Origin of the sequence: Paraburkholderia fungorum, from assembly GCF_003610895.1 — a bacterium.
In the GTDB taxonomy this organism is placed as follows: Bacteria; Pseudomonadota; Gammaproteobacteria; order Burkholderiales; family Burkholderiaceae; genus Paraburkholderia; species Paraburkholderia fungorum_B.
In genome coordinates this window covers 209784-225534 of record NZ_MCAS01000069.1, presented here as the reverse complement: position 1 = coordinate 225534, position 15751 = coordinate 209784, and the positions used below count along the sequence as shown (strand labels likewise).

Sequence of the window (15751 nt, the reverse complement as noted above, 5' to 3'; positions counted from 1 at the left end):
ACGCCTGGATCTTTAGGAATACAGTCGCGCCTGATGCGCACCGTTTCAGATTCGGCGAGCCGAGCTTCGACGTTTCGCCAGGGCACGCGGCAAGCCGCGCGGCGCTGACCAGGCCGCATCCCCCTTGCTGGTTGCCGCACCACTAGCATCACCCGCGCGGATCGATCCTTCGTCGGTTGAGGATATCTTTCGCCTGCGCCAGCTTCTCAACCAGTTCCGGCCCGCGGCTCAGCGCCACGCCTACCGCCAGAATGTCGCCAATCGCCAGATGCGATACGCGCGAGGTCATCGGCGAAAAGATGTCCGTATCCTCATCCACGTTTGCAAACAGCCCTACCGTCGCGAGGCGCGCGAGCGGCGAATTGCCGTGCGTAATCGCGATCACGCTGGCGCCCGCGGCAAGCGCCGACTTCACCGCATCGACGATGTCGCGGGTGCGCCCCGTGTTCGATATCGCCACCACGACGTCGCCTTCGCCCAGCAGCGCTGCCGACATCAGAAACGTATGCGGGTCGGAATACGCAACACTCGGCATGCCGAGGCGAAAGAACTTGTGCTGCACATCGAGCGCGGCGATGCCGGACCCGCCCGCGCCGTAGAACTCAATCCGCTTTGCCTGCGTAAGCAGTGTGATGGCTGCCGCCACACTGTCCGATGACAGGTTGTTGCGCACCTGGATCAGCGCGCCGATCGTCCGGTCGAGCACCTTGGCGGCGACGCCTGGCGTCGGTTCGTCCGGCCGCACGTCACGATAGACGGCCGGCACTTCGGCGGCGATCCCCTGCGCGAGCCGGATCTTGAACTCGCGGAAACCGGAAAACCCCAAAGCATGGCAAAAGCGCGCGATGGTCGGCTGGCTCACCCCTGCGCGCGCGGCCATCTCGTTCATCGACAGATCGAGCACCTCGCGCGGCGCCTCGATCACGTAGTCGGCCAGCTTGCGCTCGGAGGGGCGCAACTGGTCGCGCATCTCTTCGACCTGGGACAGCATCATCGGAAAACTCGCACTATGCTGAAGAATGCGTGGACTATAGCTGATTGCTGGAGATGTACAAAAACTACATATCGTGCAGTAGGTGTATTCCCTAGGTGCGGCCAGTTTTCGGTTGAGACGACGCCAGGTGGTGCGCTGCGACGAATGATGAATGGTGCGGGTGCTGAAATTATCTGCGTTGCGATCGTGTAGTTTTTCTACTAAACTCTCGTGGTCGGCTTGAGTCCGACTTCCCCGCGACCCCCACCTGGCCCTGCGCGCCTGTTCGCCTCCGCCAGCGACGAAGGAGCTTCGATGGTTTCCCCGCATTCGCAATTGCTTAAAGTCACGCAACGCGTGATCGAGCGCAGCAAGCCCACTCGCGCCGCCTATCTGGCCCGCATCGATAAGGCTCAAGGCAAGTTTCCGGTGCGCGGCGCGCTGTCGTGCGCGAACCTCGCCCACGGCTTCGCCGGCCTCGAAGGCAACGACAAGCTGGTGATCAAGCAGATCCGCGAGCCGAATATCGGCATCGTGTCCTCGTACAACGAGATGCTGTCCGCGCACGCGCCGTTCAAGAATTACCCCGACATCATCAAGCAGGCCGCCCGCGAAAACGGCGGCGTGGCGCAGTTCGCCGGCGGCGTGCCGGCCATGTGCGACGGTGTCACGCAAGGCAATGCGGGCATGGAACTGTCGCTGTTTTCGCGCGAAACCATCGCCATGAGCACGGCGGTCGCGCTCACCCACAACATGTTCGACGCGGCGTTGTGCCTCGGTATCTGCGACAAGATCGTGCCGGGTCTCCTGATTGGCGCGCTGCAATTCGGCCACATCCCGACTATTTTCGTCCCGGCTGGGCCGATGGGCAGTGGTCTCTCGAACGACGACAAAGCCAAGACGCGTCAGCTCTTCGCCACCGGCCAATGCGGCCGCGACGCGCTGCTCGAAGCGGAAGCCGCGGCGTACCACAGCCAGGGCACCTGCACCTTCTACGGCACCGCGAACAGCAACCAGATGCTGATGGAAGTGATGGGCCTGCATCTGCCAGGCTCGGCCTTCGTGCATCCGCACACGCAGTTGCGCGACGCGCTCACCGCGCAAGCCGCGCGCCGCGTGCTCGATCTGACGGTGGAGCGCGGCAACTACACGCCGATCGGCCATGTGGTCGACGAGAAGGCGATCATCAACGGCATCGTCGCGCTGCTGGCGACGGGCGGCTCGACCAATCACACGCTCCACCTCGTGGCGATTGCGCGTGCCGCGGGCATCGTGATCGACTGGGACGACTTCGACCAGTTGTCGCAAAGCGTGCCGCTGCTCGCGAAGATCTATCCGAATGGCAAGGCCGACGTGAACCACTTCCACGCCGCGGGCGGCGTTGCATTCCTGGTCCGCAATCTGCTGGAAGGCGGCTTGCTGCACGAAGACGTCAACACGGTGGCGGGTAAGGGCCTGCACCACTACACCGAAGAACCCAAGCTGCTCGACGGTAAGCTGACCTGGGTGCCGGGCGCCACCGAGAGCCATGAAACGGCCGTGCTGCGCGGCATCAAGGAACCGTTCCAGCCGGACGGCGGCTTGCGGTTGATGCAGGGCAAGCTGGGACGCGGGGTCATCAAGATTTCGGCGGTTGCGGCGCAACATCGCAAGGTGAAGGCGCCGGCCATCGTGTTCGATTCGCAGGAAGCGGTGCAGGAAGCCTTCGACAAGGGCGAGCTGAAGCGCGATTTTGTCGCGGTGGTGCGCTTCCAGGGCGCCCGCGCAAACGGCATGCCTGAGCTTCACCGTTTGACGCCGTTGCTCGGCGTGTTGCAGGATCAAGGTTTCCACGTTGCGCTCGTTACCGACGGGCGCATGTCGGGCGCCTCCGGCAAGGTGCCGGCGGTGATCCACGTCTCGCCTGAAGCGCTGCTGCAAGGGCCGATTGGCAAGGTGGTCACAGGCGACATGCTGGTGATCGATGCTGAAGCCGGCGTGCTCGACGTCGAAATCGATGCGGCCGAATGGGCGGCGCGGCCGGAAGCCGTGCCGCAGCATCAGGCGGAAAACGAGGTCGGTTTCGGCCGGGAACTGTTTGGCGTCTTCCGTGCGGCGGCTGCGCCCGCGGAACTGGGCGCTTCGGTATTTGGCCCGATGGTGGGTGAAGTTCACGCAAGCCACGCGCTGCAGAATTAAGGAGTCTGACTATGACGGCAAAGAAAGTAAGCGACATCGTGCGCCTCGGCCCGGTGATTCCGGTGTTGGCGTTCGACTCGGCGGAGCAGGGCGAGAATGTCTCGCGCGCGTTGCATGCCGGCGGCGTGAAGGTGCTCGAAATCACGTTGCGCACCGCAGCAGGTCTCGAAGCGATTGAGCGCGCGAGTCATCTGGCGGAAGACATCGTCGTCGGCGTCGGCACCATCACGAAGCCGGAACACTGCGCGCAGGCTAAGAAGGCGGGTGCGCAGTTCGGCGTTTCGCCGGGTCTCACGAAGGACATGCACAAGGCCGCACAGGACGCCGGTCTGCCGCTGCTGCCGGGTGTGATGACGCCGAGCGACATCATCACGGCGCTGGAACTCGGCTACGAGATCGTCAAGTTCTTCCCGGCGCAGCAAGCCGGCGGTATTCCGATGCTACAGGCGTTTTACGGCCCGTTCCCGACGCTGAAATTCTGCCCGACCGGCGGCATCACGGCCGAAAGCGCCATCAATTTCCTCGCGCAACCGAACGTCGTGTGCGTCGGCGGTTCGTGGCTTACGCCGAAAGCCGCGCTCGCCGCGCAAAACTGGGACGAAGTTACGCGCCTCGCACGTGCCGCCAGCGAACTGGCCGCGCCTGCTCATTAAGTTGAAACGGCACGCTTTTTAACCGGCCAGCAGGGTCCGACATCAGGAGCCCCGTCGACACAGTCTTCCCGGCTGTCACGACGGGGCTCTTTTTTCGGCAGGCGCGCCGGTTTCGCGCGCCTTGAATGACGACAAACAGTAGAATTCAACGTCCGTGCGGTTGGCCGGGTTTTCAGGTCGCCGCAGGCCGCCTGGAGACAGGGTGCCAGCCGCCTTCCGCACCTAGAATCAATAACGCAAAGGAGGAGCTTCATGGAAGCTGTCCACGGCAGTACGCTGCTGGTCTTCGCGGTGATCGCCATCGCACTTCTGATCCTGCTGATCACCCGCTACAAGGTCTATCCGTTCCTCGTCCTGATTATCGTCTCGCTGCTGCTGGGTCTCGTATCCGGCATGCCGATCGGCACGATCGTCAAATCGTTCGAAACCGGTAACGGCAATACGCTCGGCCACATTGCGATCGTGGTCGGCCTCGGCACGATGCTCGGCAAGATGATGGCCGAATCGGGCGGCGCGGAGCGCATCGCGACTACGTTGATCGACAAGTTCGGCGAGAAGCACATTCACTGGGCGATGATGGTGGTGGCGATCATCGTCGGTTTGCCGGTGTTTTTTGAAGTCGGCTTCGTGTTGCTGATTCCGATCGCGTTCAACGTTGCCAAGCGCACCAACAAGTCGCTGCTGCTGATCGGCTTGCCGATGATCGCGGGTCTGTCCGTCGTGCACGGTTTGATTCCGCCGCATCCGGCCGCGATGCTCGCGGTGCAGGCGTATCACGCCGACATCGGCAAGACGATTGCATATGGGCTGATCGTGGGTGTGCCGACAGCAATCGTTGCCGGTCCGCTGTTCGCGCTGTTGATCAGCCGCTACATCAAGCTGCCGGAGAACAATCCGCTCGCTGCGCAGTTTCTCGGCGCAGCTGAAGAGAAAAAGGAACAACGCGAACTGCCGGGCTTCGGCATCACGCTGTTCACGATTCTGCTGCCGGTGATCCTGATGCTGATCGGCAGTTGGGCCGACCTCGTGTTTACGCCGAAGACGCTCGCGAACGATCTGCTGCGTTTCGTCGGCAATTCCGACGTTGCGCTGTTGATCGCCGTGCTGGTCAGTTTCTGGACCTTCGGCGCGAGCCGCGGCTTCAGTCGTGAGCAGATCCAGAAGTTCTGCGGCGACTGTCTGGCGCCGATCGCGGGCATCACGCTGATCGTGGGCGCGGGCGGCGGTTTCGGACGGGTGCTGATGGATAGCGGCATCTCGAAGGAAATCGTCGGGGTGGCAACGGCGATGCATCTGTCGCCGCTGCTGTTCGGCTGGCTGGTGGCCGCGCTGATTCGTCTGGCTACGGGATCGGCGACAGTGGCGATGACCACCGCCTGCGGTATCGTCGCGCCGATTGCCTCGGCGAGCGGGGTGCAGGTCACGCCGGAATTGCTGGTGCTTGCCACCGGTTCGGGTTCACTGATTTTTTCGCATGTGAACGACGGTGGTTTCTGGCTGGTGAAGGAATACTTCGGTATGACGGTGGGGCAGACCTTCAAGACATGGTCGCTCCTCGAAACCATCATTTCACTGATGGGCTTGGGTTTGACTTTCGCGCTCGCGACGGTCGTGTAAGGAGTTTTTGATGATTCTGATCGCAATGGGCGTGTCGGGCGCCGGCAAAACGAGGATTGGCGAGATGCTGGCGGAACGCCTGCACTGCGCGTTCACCGACGGCGACGCGTTTCACAGCGCCGCCAACAAGGAAAAAATGCACCACGGCATTCCGCTCACCGACGAAGACCGTTGGCCGTGGCTGCAAACCATCCGTGTGGCGATCGAAGAAAAGCAGAGGGCGGGCGAGAAGGCGGTGTTCACGTGTTCTTCGCTGAAACGCTCGTACCGCGACGTTCTGCGCGGCGGTAGCAACGGTGACAAGGACGTGTGCTTTGTCTATCTGAAGGGTTCGTTCGAGGTGCTGCGCGAGCGGCTGACCACGCGCACCGGTCACTTCTTCGACCCGTCGCTGCTGCAAAGCCAGCTCGATACGCTCGAAGAACCGGGTCCAGACGAGGCGATCACGGTGAGTATCGAACTGTCGCCGGAAGAAATCGTGGATGAGGTGTTGAAGCAGATGAAGCTGCGGTGAATTCCTGGCTCACGCCTTGGTGACGAAACATAGTGACGAAAATAGTGACGAAACCGAAGGCCGCAACCTAAAGACGAAAAAAAAGGCGCTCCACGTGAGCGCCTTTTTCATGCCTGAAGCCAGCCAGGCAATCAGCGAACGTCAAGCAATCCGCTTGGCCAACTCTACCGCGAGGCCGATATACGAGCCCGGCGTCATGGCGAGCAAACGATCCTTCGCATCTTGCGGAATCGCGAGGCCGCTCACGAACGTTTGCAGTGCTTCACGCGTGATGCCCTTGCCGCGCGTGAGTTCCTTCAACTGCTCGTACGGGTTCTCGATGCCGTAACGGCGCATCACCGTTTGCACCGGCTCGGCCAGCACTTCCCAGCAGTTGTCGAGGTCTTCGTTCAGACGTTGCGCATTCACTTCGAGCTTGTCCAGACCGCGGATCAGCGAGTCGTACGCGAGCAGCGAATAGCCGAACGCAACGCCCATGTTGCGCAGCACCGTCGAGTCGGTCAGGTCGCGCTGCCAGCGCGAAACCGGCAGCTTGTCGGCGAGGTGGCGCAGCGTGGCGTTGGCGAGACCGAGATTGCCTTCCGAGTTTTCGAAATCGATCGGATTGACCTTGTGCGGCATCGTGGACGAACCGATTTCGCCGGCCTTCGTGCGCTGCTTGAAGTAGCCGACCGAGATGTAGCCCCACACGTCGCGGTCCAGATCCAGCAGGATCGTGTTGGCGCGCGAGATGGCGTCGAACAGTTCGGCCATGTAGTCGTGCGGCTCGATCTGGATCGTGTACGGGTTGAAGGTGAGTTTCAGGCGCTGTTCGACCACTTCGCGCGAAAACGCTTCCCAGTCGAATTCCGGATACGCGGACAGGTGCGCATTGAAGTTGCCGACCGCGCCGTTCATCTTGCCCAGCAGTTCGACCTTCGCGATACGGTCGATCGCGCGTTCCAGACGCGCGGCGACGTTGGCGATTTCCTTGCCGAGCGTGGTGGGGCTGGCCGGCTGGCCGTGCGTGCGCGACAGCATCGGCTGTGCGGCGTGGGCATGAGCTAGCGCGACGAGACGCTGATGCACCGAGCGCAGCGCCGGCAGAATCACGTGTTCACGTGCGCCGGCGAGCATCAGACCGTGCGACGTGTTGTTGATGTCTTCCGAGGTGCACGCAAAGTGGATGAACTCGCTCGCGCGTTCCAGTTCTTCCTGACCCTTCACCGATTCTTTCAGCCAGTACTCGACCGCTTTCACGTCGTGATTCGTCACACGTTCGATGTCCTTGATGCGCGCGGCGTCGTGCGCGGTGAAGCGCTCGGCCAGTTGCAGCAGGAACTGCTCGGCCGCGTCGGAAAAGCGCGGCACTTCGGCGAAACCGGCGCGCGACAAGGCGATCAGCCAATGGATTTCAACGGTCACGCGATTGCGCATGAAAGCGGCTTCCGAGAGCCAGTCGCGCAGGGCTTCGGTTTTCGAGGCGTAACGGCCGTCGAGCGGGGAGAGCGCGTTCAGCGCGAACAGGGTGTCGGGGCGGGTGTCGGACATGATGGGGGCGTGAGCGCTCGGGGGCGGATCGGGAACGGAGGGAACCGCGAATTTTACCACTCAACCCCGTGCGCGAGCCGCGCCGCTAGAATGCTGACTCTTTCCCTCCCGCCGGCGGCAGGCTTTCGCATGGAACTGAAATGGCTCGAAGACTTCGTTTCGCTCGCGGAGACGCGTAGTTTCAGCCGTTCGGCCGAATCGCGCCACGTCACGCAACCGGCGTTTTCGCGGCGGATTCAGGCACTGGAAGCGTGGCTCGGCACGGAATTGATCGATCGTTCGGTTTACCCGACGCGTCTGACGGCGGCAGGCCAGGTGTTTTACGAGCAGGCGCTCGCCATGCTGTCGCAGTTCCACGAGGCGCGTGCCCTGCTGCGCGGACACACGGCGACACCGCAGGCGACCATCGAATTCGCGGTGCCGCACACGCTGTCGCTCACGTACTTCCCGCGCTGGTTGCAGCGCATCGAAGCGCAAATGGGCCCGATCCACACCCGGCTGCGCGCGTTGAACGTGCACGACGCGGCGCTGGCGCTGGTGGAAGGCGGCTGCGATCTGATGATGGCCTATCACCATCCGAGCCATCCCATCGCGCTCGATCCGGCGCGCTACGACATGCTCACGCTCGGCAATGAGCCAATCAGTCCGTTTTCGGCGCCGGGCCGTGCCGGTCGGCCGCGGCACACGCTGCCGGGCACGGCGCAGACCACCACGCCTTATCTGACCTACACGCCCAACGCGTACCTGGGCCGGATGACCGAGGTGATTCTCGCCAACGCGCCGGAGCGCCTCTACCTCGACCGGCTGTACGAAACCGACATGGCCGAAGGGCTCAAGGCGATGGCGCTGGCCGGCCACGGCATCGCCTTCCTGCCCTACAGCGCGGTGGAGGACGCGGTTGCCGACGGCAAGCTGATCCGCCTCGATCGCGCCACGCGTGGCACGCCCGAGGGGCAGCTCACGCTGACCATGGAAATTCGCCTCTATCGCGACAAGCTCGCCGCAAAAGGCGACGACGCGCGGCAGATACTCGTGCGGCAGTTGTGGGATGTGGTGGCGGAGGAGTTGGCGCAAGGCACGGGCGCTGCCTGAAAACCTGCGCCCCCACGACGCAAATTTGCGGCTTCTTGATGGTTATGCAAAAAAAACATAATCGGATAAGGAAACGGCATTGGATTTCAAAACGGCGTTTTTCGACAATGCTGTCATTCGATCAACGCCGGAGCGTTCATGTCATCCCAGCAACAAGCCGCACAATCCGCATCAACGTTGCAGTCCGTTCCTTCCTACCTCAATAAAGACGATCTCGGCCCGTGGGGCAACTACCTGCGCCAGGTCGACCGTGTCGCACCGTACCTCGGCTCCCTGTCCCGCTGGCTCGAAACCCTGAAGCGCCCGAAGCGCATTCTGATCGTCGATGTGCCTATCGAACTCGATAACGGCACGGTCGCGCACTTCGAAGGCTATCGCGTGCAGCACAACGTGTCGCGCGGTCCGGGTAAGGGCGGTGTGCGCTATCACCAGGACGTGACGCTCTCGGAAGTGATGGCGTTGTCGGCGTGGATGTCGGTGAAGAACGCGGCTGTGAACGTGCCGTACGGCGGCGCGAAGGGCGGTATCCGTGTCGACCCGCGCACCTTGTCGCGTGGCGAGCTGGAGCGCGTGACGCGCCGCTATACCAGCGAAATCGGCATCATCATCGGACCGAATACCGACATCCCCGCGCCGGACGTGAACACGAACGAGCAGATCATGGCGTGGATGATGGACACGTACTCCATGAACCAGGGCCAAACGGCAACGGGCGTGGTGACCGGCAAGCCGATCGCGCTGGGCGGTTCGCTGGGCCGCCGTGAAGCAACCGGCCGCGGCGTGTTCGTGGTTGCCTCGGAAGCCGCACGCCGCATCGGCGTCGACATCGAAGGCGCGCGCATCGCCGTGCAGGGCTTCGGCAACGTGGGCGGCATTGCAGCACGCCTGTTCCAGGAAGCGGGTTCGAAGCTGGTCGCGGTGCAGGATCACACCGGCTCGCTGTACAAGTCGACCGGTATCGACGCGGTTGCATTGGCGGATTACGTGGCGAAGAACGGCGGCGTGGGCGGCTTCCCGGAAGCCGATACAATCGCCAACGACGAATTCTGGAAGGTCGAATCGGACATCCTGATCCCGGCTGCGCTGGAAAACCAGATCACCGAAAAGAACGCGGGCAGCATCAAGACGAAGATCGTCGTGGAAGGCGCCAACGGCCCGACCACCACGGCGGCGGACGACATTCTGCACGACCGCGGCATTCTCGTGATTCCGGACGTGGTGGCTAACGCCGGCGGCGTGACGGTCTCGTACTTCGAGTGGGTGCAGGACTTCTCGAGCTTCTTCTGGACTGAAGACGAAATCAATCAACGCCTCGAACGCGTGATGCGCGAAGCATTTGCCGCTGTGTGGCAAGTGTCGAGCGAGCAGAAAGTGTCCGTGCGGACCGCGGCGTTTATCGTCGCGTGTAAGCGGATCCTGGAAGCGCGCGAACTGCGCGGCCTGTATCCCTGATCTGATTGCGTGAAACGGCGGGTCCGCTACCTCGCGGACCTCGCCGATCCTTGCTTCGACGCGGTTCAAAAGACCGCGTGTCTGACCCGGCGGGCGGCATCGTATCGATGCCGCCCGCCTTCGTATGTCCGGAAAGCCGACCGGCCGTCCCGCAAGCGCCGCCTGCAGCGACAACCCGCGTGGCGAGGCCGCCGGGGAGGCCACCTTCGGGCACATACGACAAACATGGTTTATAGCGATACTTTCAGAATAATTACTTTGCTAAACTGGCGCCGGTTCTTGCCAAGGAGATCACACATGAAGGTTAAAAAAGCTGCGCTGCTGCTCGCGACTCTCGGACTGTTCACGGTCGGCGCGCACGCGCAAGACGCTGGTACGCTGAAAAAGATCAAGGACACAGGCGTCATTTCGCTGGGTCACCGGGAATCGTCGATCCCGTTCTCGTATTACGACGACAAGCAGAATGTCATCGGCTACTCGCAAGAATTCGCGCTGAAGGTGGTTGAGGCGGTCAAGCAGAAGCTGAACATGCCGAACCTGAAGGTCAAGCTCACGCCGGTCACGTCGCAAAACCGGATTCCGCTGGTGCAGAACGGCACCGTCGACATGGAATGCGGCTCGACCACGAATAACGCCGAGCGTCAGCAACAGGCTGCCTTCTCGAACACGATCTTCGTGATCGGCACGCGCCTGATGACCAAGAAAGACTCCGGCATCAAGGATTGGGCCGACCTGAAGGGCAAGACGGTCGTCACAACGGCCGGCACGACGTCCGAGCGCCTGCTTCGCAAGATGAATCAGGACAAGAGCATGGGCATGAACATCATCAGCGCGAAAGACCACGGCGAGTCGTTCCTGACGCTCTCCACCGGCCGCGCTGCCGCGTTCATGATGGACGACGCACTGCTGGCAGGCGAGCGCGCCAAGTCGAACAACCCGGGCGATTTCGTGATCGTCGGCACGCCGCAATCGCATGAAGCGTACGGCTGCATGATTCGCAAGAACGATCCGGAATTCAAGAAGGTCGTGGACGACGCGATTGCGAAGGTCGAAACCTCGGGCGAAGCCGATGCGATCTACAAGAAGTGGTTCGAATCGCCGATTCCGCCGAAGGGCCTGAACCTGAACTTCCCGGAAAGCGATGACATGAAGGCGCTCTTCAAGAGCCCGAATGACAAGGCAATCGATTAAACCTTAGCCGTTTTTTTGAAACGCTGAACGAAACGGAAGGGGCCACGCGCTTCTTCCGTTTCTTTTTGCTGGAGTCTTGGTCATGTCATATCACTGGAACTGGGGCATTCTGCTGAGTCCGGTCTCCACCGGCGAGCCGACCACCTACCTGGGCTGGCTGCTGTCGGGCTTCTGGGTGACGATTACCGTGTCGCTGTCGGCATGGGTGATCGCGCTGATCGTCGGTTCGTTTTTCGGCGTGCTGCGCACGGTGCCGAACAAATGGGCGTCGGGCATCGGCACGTTGTACGTCGCGATTTTCCGCAATATTCCACTGATCGTGCAGTTCTTCATCTGGTATCTGGTGATACCGGAGTTGCTGCCGGCGTCGATCGGCAACTGGTTCAAGCAACTGCCGCCGGGCGCGCAGTTCTTCTCGTCGTCGATCCTCTGTCTCGGGCTCTTCACTGCCGCGCGCGTGTGCGAGCAGGTGCGCTCGGGCATCAACGCGTTGCCGAAGGGTCAGCGCGCCGCGGGTCTGGCCATGGGTTTCACGCAATGGCAGACGTATCGCTACGTGCTGCTGCCGGTGGCGTACCGGATCATCGTGCCGCCGCTGACGTCCGAGTTTCTGAACATCTTCAAGAACTCGGCGGTCGCGTCGACCATTGGTCTGCTGGACCTGTCGGCTCAGGCGCGGCAGCTCGTCGACTATACGTCGCAGACGTATGAGTCGTTCATCGCGGTCACGCTGGCGTATGTGCTGATCAACCTGGTCGTGATGCAATTGATGCGCTGGGTCGAACACAAAACCCGGTTGCCCGGCTATATCGGAGGTAAGTGATGCATCATTTCGACTGGAGCGGTATTCCGGGCGCACTGCCTACGCTATGGACCGGCGCTATCGTCACCATCAAGATCACACTGATCGCGATCGTGATCGGCATTATCTGGGGCACCATTCTCGCGATCATGCGGCTTTCGCCGTTCAAGCCGTTCGAATGGTTCGCGAAGGGTTATGTCACGATCTTCCGTTCGATCCCGCTCGTGATGGTGCTGCTGTGGTTCTTCCTGATCGTGCCGCAGGTGCTGCAAAACGTGCTGGGCCTGTCGCCGGATATCGACATTCGGCTGGCTTCGGCGATGGTCGCTTTCTCGCTGTTCGAGGCCGCGTATTATTCGGAAATCATCCGCGCCGGCATTCAGGCGGTGCCGCGCGGGCAGGTCAATGCAGCGTTCGCGCTCGGTATGAGCTACCCGCAGGCAATGCGTCTCATCGTGCTGCCGCAGGCGTTCCGCGCGATGGTGCCGCTGTTGCTTACCCAAGGTATCGTGCTGTTTCAGGATACGTCGCTCGTCTACGTGATCAGCCTCGCCGACTTCTTCCGCACCGCCACGAATATTGGCGACCGTGACGGCACGAATGTCGAAATGGTACTGTTCGCGGGCGCGTGTTATTTCGTGGTCTGCGTGATCGCGTCGAGCCTCGTCAAAGGTCTTCAGAAAAAGGTCGCAAGATGATCTCTATCAAGAATGTTTCGAAGTGGTACGGTCAGTTTCAAGTGCTGACCGACTGCACGACGGAAGTCAAAAAAGGTGAAGTGGTGGTGGTGTGCGGGCCGTCGGGTTCGGGCAAGTCCACGCTGATCAAAACCGTCAACGGCCTCGAGCCGTTCCAGAAGGGTGAGATCGTTATCAACGGCCAGTCGCTGACCGACAAGAAAACCAATCTGTCGAAGCTGCGTGCGAAGGTCGGCATGGTGTTCCAGCACTTCGAACTGTTCCCGCATCTGTCGATCGTGCAGAACCTGACGCTCGCGCAGATCAAGGTGCTTGGCCGCTCGAAGGACGAAGCCACCACCAAGGGCTACAAGCTGCTCGATCGCGTCGGTCTGCGCGCACATGCGGATAAGTTTCCGGGGCAATTGTCGGGCGGCCAGCAGCAGCGTGTGGCGATTGCGCGCGCGCTGTCGATGGACCCGATCGCGATGCTGTTCGACGAGCCGACTTCCGCGCTCGATCCGGAAATGATCAATGAAGTGCTCGACGTCATGGTCGAACTCGCGCAGGAAGGCATGACGATGATGTGCGTCACGCACGAAATGGGCTTTGCCAAGAAGGTCGCGCACCGCGTGATTTTCATGGACAAGGGCCTGATCGTTGAAGACGACAGGAAGGAAGATTTCTTCGCGAATCCGAAGTCGGATCGCGCGAAGGACTTTCTGGCGAAAATCCTGCATTGAGCTTGTTGCCGGGCCGCACGGGTTAGTGGCTGTGGCTCGGGCAGAAAAAAAGCCGCTTCGAAAGAAGCGGCTTTTTTGTATCTGATGACGTTTCAGGTTTTCGCGCAAGCCGCGCGGAGCGGATCAGGATTCGAAGGCCGCAGTGTCGTCCGCGGCCTCAAGGTCGACCTCGGCCGTGGCCATTGCCTCAACCGAAGCCGCGATCGTGGTTGCCGAAGCCGATGCGTCCAACGCCGGATTGCGCAGCTTCTCCAGCACCGAAGCCGGCACCGGCACGTTGACCCGGCCGATCACTTCGCCGTGCTGGAACATCAGCAGATCGCCGGGTTTGAAGGCGGACCACACCTCGTTATCGGTGAGCGGCTTGGTTGCGATCACGGCGACGCGGTCTTCAGGCGTCGTGTACTTGGCGAAATCGATCGATACATCCGCGTCGACCAGATGGGCAGTCGAGAACGGCCAGCGCCGCACGATGTAATGCAGATGCGTCGAGCAATGCGCGAACAGCGCCTGACCGTTCGACATCAGAAAATTGAATACGCCGAACTGCGTGATTTCGCGCGTGAGCGTTTCGAGTGCCGCGAACAGTTCGTCGAGCGGCGGCTGCGTGCCCGGGAAAGCCTTGCGCAAACCTTGCAGCAACGCGCAGAACGCGAGTTCGCTATCGGTCGTGCCGACCGGCTGATAGACGCCGGTCAGCGCCGGTGAATAGTCTTTCAGGTCGCCGTTGTGCGCGAAGATCCAGTGGCGTCCCCATAATTCGCGCATGAACGGATGGCAGTTTTCGAGCAGGATGTGCCCTTGCGTCGCCTTGCGAATATGCGCGATCGTGTTCTTCGATTTGATCGGGTAGCGCTTGACCATCTCGGCGATCGGCGAGGTGGCCGACGATTGATGGTCGATGAACAGGCGGCAGGCTTTGTCTTCGAAGAAGGCGATGCCCCAACCGTCCGCGTGGTGATCGGTGACGCCGCCGCGCGCCGCAAAGCCGGTGAACGAGAACGTGACGTCCGTTGGCGCGGCGCAGTTCATTCCGAGAAGTTGGCACATGTTGCAGGTAAGCCTGTGAACGGGGCGAGCCGTTACAATGATGATTTTCCAAGCATATCACCGAGCCAGAAGCGCCAAATAGCAAAATTGACGTGTGTTTAGGCTCTAGCGTTGCGATTTGCTGTGATTTGTACCGCTTTCACCACGCCGATCCGATTTATTGCCGCCGAATCTCGTTCCCCTCTCGCCATGACCGCCTCCAACGCCTCCCCCGATTCCGTCGCCTCCATCGACTCCGTCACGCTCGCCCGCCCGGACGACTGGCACCTGCACGTTCGCGACGGCGAGATGCTCGCCGCCGTGCTGCCGGATACCGCGCGCCAGTTTGGCCGCGCGATCATCATGCCTAACCTGAAGCCGCCGGTCACCACGACCGCCATGGCGCAGGCGTACCGCGAGCGCATCGTCGCCGCGATCCCGGCCGGCGCGAAGTTCGAACCGCTGATGACGCTGTACCTGACCGACAACACGCCGCCCGACGAAATCCGCCGCGCGCGTGAAAGCGGCTTCGTACATGGCGTGAAGCTGTACCCGGCGGGCGCGACGACCAACTCGGACGCGGGCGTCACCGACATCATGAAGTGCGCCAAAACGCTCGAGGTGATGCAGGAAACCGGTATGCCGCTGCTGGTGCACGGCGAAGTGACGGATTCGTCGATCGACCTGTTCGACCGCGAGAAGGTGTTCATCGACCGCGTGATGACGCCGCTGCGCCGTGCATTTCCGGCGCTGAAGGTGGTGTTCGAGCACATCACCACGAAAGACGCGGTCGACTACATCCGCGAGGCCGGTGTGGCGCCGGGGCTGCTGGGCGCGACGATTACCGCGCACCATCTGCTGTACAACCGCAATGCCATCTTCCAGGGCGGCATTCGTCCGCATTACTACTGCCTGCCGGTACTGAAGCGTGAGACGCATCGCGTGGCGCTGGTCGAGGCGGCGACTTCGGGCAATCCGCGTTTCTTCCTCGGCACCGATAGCGCGCCGCATCCGAAGGGTTTGAAAGAACACGCCTGCGGCTGCGCAGGGTGCTACACGGCGCTGCATGCGCTCGAACTCTATACGGAAGCATTCGACAAAGCCGGCGCGCTGGACAAGCTCGAAGGCTTCGCCAGCTTCTTCGGCGCGGACTTCTATGGCCTGCCGCGCAGCGAAGAGAAAGTCACGCTGCGTCGCGAGGAATGGACGCTGCCGGCGGAATTGCCGGTCGGCGACACGCCTGTTGTGCCGCTGCGTGGCGGTGAGTCGATTGGTTGGCGCCTCATCTGAGGTAGCGCCA

Annotated in this window: 14 protein-coding genes; 11 read left to right on the top strand and 3 right to left on the bottom strand. The window is 61.7% G+C overall.

What is annotated here, in order from left to right; genetic code table 11:
• Positions 1–148: 148 nt before the first annotated feature.
• On the bottom strand, positions 149–994 hold the full coding sequence (locus BCY88_RS39285; RefSeq protein ID WP_120349443.1) for a MurR/RpiR family transcriptional regulator: 846 nt from the start codon (positions 992–994) through the stop codon (positions 149–151).
• 294 nt (positions 995–1288) lie between these two features.
• On the opposite strand from BCY88_RS39285, the gene edd reads away from it, so the two are divergent.
• From edd to BCY88_RS39265, 4 genes are all read left to right on the top strand, one after another.
• Positions 1289–3151, top strand: a complete 1863-nt coding sequence (gene edd / locus BCY88_RS39280) for a phosphogluconate dehydratase (RefSeq protein WP_120349442.1) — start codon at positions 1289–1291, stop codon at positions 3149–3151.
• An 11-nt stretch (positions 3152–3162) separates the two neighbouring features.
• Positions 3163–3804 (top strand): bifunctional 4-hydroxy-2-oxoglutarate aldolase/2-dehydro-3-deoxy-phosphogluconate aldolase, encoded by a 642-nt coding sequence (gene eda / locus BCY88_RS39275; RefSeq protein ID WP_120349441.1) that lies wholly within the window; start codon positions 3163–3165, stop codon positions 3802–3804.
• A gap of 252 nt (positions 3805–4056) precedes the next feature.
• Complete coding sequence (locus BCY88_RS39270) at positions 4057–5421, top strand: GntP family permease (protein WP_120349440.1); 1365 nt, start codon at positions 4057–4059, stop codon at positions 5419–5421.
• Between the two features lie 10 nt (positions 5422–5431).
• Entirely contained in the window at positions 5432–5935 is a 504-nt protein-coding gene (locus tag BCY88_RS39265; protein WP_120349439.1) for a gluconokinase, read from the top strand.
• A 141-nt stretch (positions 5936–6076) separates the two neighbouring features.
• Here the strand turns inward: BCY88_RS39265 and purB are convergent, their stop codons facing one another.
• Complete coding sequence (gene purB, locus BCY88_RS39260) at positions 6077–7465, bottom strand: adenylosuccinate lyase (RefSeq protein WP_120349438.1); 1389 nt, start codon at positions 7463–7465, stop codon at positions 6077–6079.
• Between the two features lie 129 nt (positions 7466–7594).
• Here purB and BCY88_RS39255 point away from each other — a divergent pair, with 129 nt between their 5' ends.
• The 6 genes from BCY88_RS39255 (at position 7595) to BCY88_RS39230 (ending at position 13422) form a co-directional block, all read left to right on the top strand.
• Positions 7595–8557: a LysR family transcriptional regulator gene (locus BCY88_RS39255; protein ID WP_120349437.1), complete on the top strand. Its 963-nt coding sequence runs from the start codon at positions 7595–7597 to the stop codon at positions 8555–8557.
• 138 nt (positions 8558–8695) lie between these two features.
• Positions 8696–10009, top strand: a complete 1314-nt coding sequence (locus BCY88_RS39250) for a Glu/Leu/Phe/Val family dehydrogenase (protein ID WP_120349436.1) — start codon at positions 8696–8698, stop codon at positions 10007–10009.
• A gap of 297 nt (positions 10010–10306) precedes the next feature.
• The gene (locus BCY88_RS39245; protein ID WP_120349435.1) at positions 10307–11200 is read left to right on the top strand and encodes a glutamate/aspartate ABC transporter substrate-binding protein; all 894 of its coding nucleotides are present in this window, start codon (positions 10307–10309) and stop codon (positions 11198–11200) included.
• An 82-nt stretch (positions 11201–11282) separates the two neighbouring features.
• Entirely contained in the window at positions 11283–12023 is a 741-nt protein-coding gene (locus BCY88_RS39240; RefSeq protein WP_120349434.1) for an amino acid ABC transporter permease, read from the top strand.
• Positions 12023–12700 (top strand): glutamate/aspartate ABC transporter permease GltK, encoded by a 678-nt coding sequence (gene gltK / locus BCY88_RS39235; RefSeq protein WP_120349433.1) that lies wholly within the window; start codon positions 12023–12025, stop codon positions 12698–12700. The genes BCY88_RS39240 and gltK overlap by 1 nt, the downstream gene beginning before the upstream one ends.
• A complete protein-coding gene (locus BCY88_RS39230; protein WP_074282222.1) occupies positions 12697–13422 on the top strand; it encodes an amino acid ABC transporter ATP-binding protein in 726 nt (241 codons plus the stop codon). The genes gltK and BCY88_RS39230 overlap by 4 nt, the downstream gene beginning before the upstream one ends.
• Before the next feature lie 123 nt (positions 13423–13545).
• Here BCY88_RS39230 and BCY88_RS39225 read toward each other — a convergent pair whose 3' ends face one another.
• Positions 13546–14472, bottom strand: coding sequence for a class II glutamine amidotransferase (locus BCY88_RS39225; protein WP_120349432.1), 927 nt, complete (start codon positions 14470–14472; stop codon positions 13546–13548).
• Positions 14473–14661: 189 nt separating this feature from the next.
• Between BCY88_RS39225 and pyrC the strand changes: the two genes are divergently transcribed.
• Positions 14662–15741, top strand: coding sequence for a dihydroorotase (pyrC, locus tag BCY88_RS39220; protein ID WP_120349431.1), 1080 nt, complete (start codon positions 14662–14664; stop codon positions 15739–15741).
• Positions 15742–15751: the final 10 nt, after the last annotated feature.

Coding starts and splice junctions, on each gene's coding strand:
- BCY88_RS39265 (WP_120349439.1), top strand. CDS start 5,432: ATGATTCTGATCGCAATGGGCGTGTCGGGCGCCGGCAAAACGAGGATT.
- BCY88_RS39250 (WP_120349436.1), top strand. CDS start 8,696: ATGTCATCCCAGCAACAAGCCGCACAATCCGCATCAACGTTGCAGTCC.
- BCY88_RS39270 (WP_120349440.1), top strand. CDS start 4,057: ATGGAAGCTGTCCACGGCAGTACGCTGCTGGTCTTCGCGGTGATCGCC.
- purB (WP_120349438.1), bottom strand. CDS start 7,465: ATGTCCGACACCCGCCCCGACACCCTGTTCGCGCTGAACGCGCTCTCC.
- eda (WP_120349441.1), top strand. CDS start 3,163: ATGACGGCAAAGAAAGTAAGCGACATCGTGCGCCTCGGCCCGGTGATT.
- edd (WP_120349442.1), top strand. CDS start 1,289: ATGGTTTCCCCGCATTCGCAATTGCTTAAAGTCACGCAACGCGTGATC.
- BCY88_RS39240 (WP_120349434.1), top strand. CDS start 11,283: ATGTCATATCACTGGAACTGGGGCATTCTGCTGAGTCCGGTCTCCACC.
- pyrC (WP_120349431.1), top strand. CDS start 14,662: ATGACCGCCTCCAACGCCTCCCCCGATTCCGTCGCCTCCATCGACTCC.
- gltK (WP_120349433.1), top strand. CDS start 12,023: ATGCATCATTTCGACTGGAGCGGTATTCCGGGCGCACTGCCTACGCTA.
- BCY88_RS39230 (WP_074282222.1), top strand. CDS start 12,697: ATGATCTCTATCAAGAATGTTTCGAAGTGGTACGGTCAGTTTCAAGTG.
- BCY88_RS39245 (WP_120349435.1), top strand. CDS start 10,307: ATGAAGGTTAAAAAAGCTGCGCTGCTGCTCGCGACTCTCGGACTGTTC.
- BCY88_RS39225 (WP_120349432.1), bottom strand. CDS start 14,472: ATGTGCCAACTTCTCGGAATGAACTGCGCCGCGCCAACGGACGTCACG.
- BCY88_RS39255 (WP_120349437.1), top strand. CDS start 7,595: ATGGAACTGAAATGGCTCGAAGACTTCGTTTCGCTCGCGGAGACGCGT.
- BCY88_RS39285 (WP_120349443.1), bottom strand. CDS start 994: ATGATGCTGTCCCAGGTCGAAGAGATGCGCGACCAGTTGCGCCCCTCC.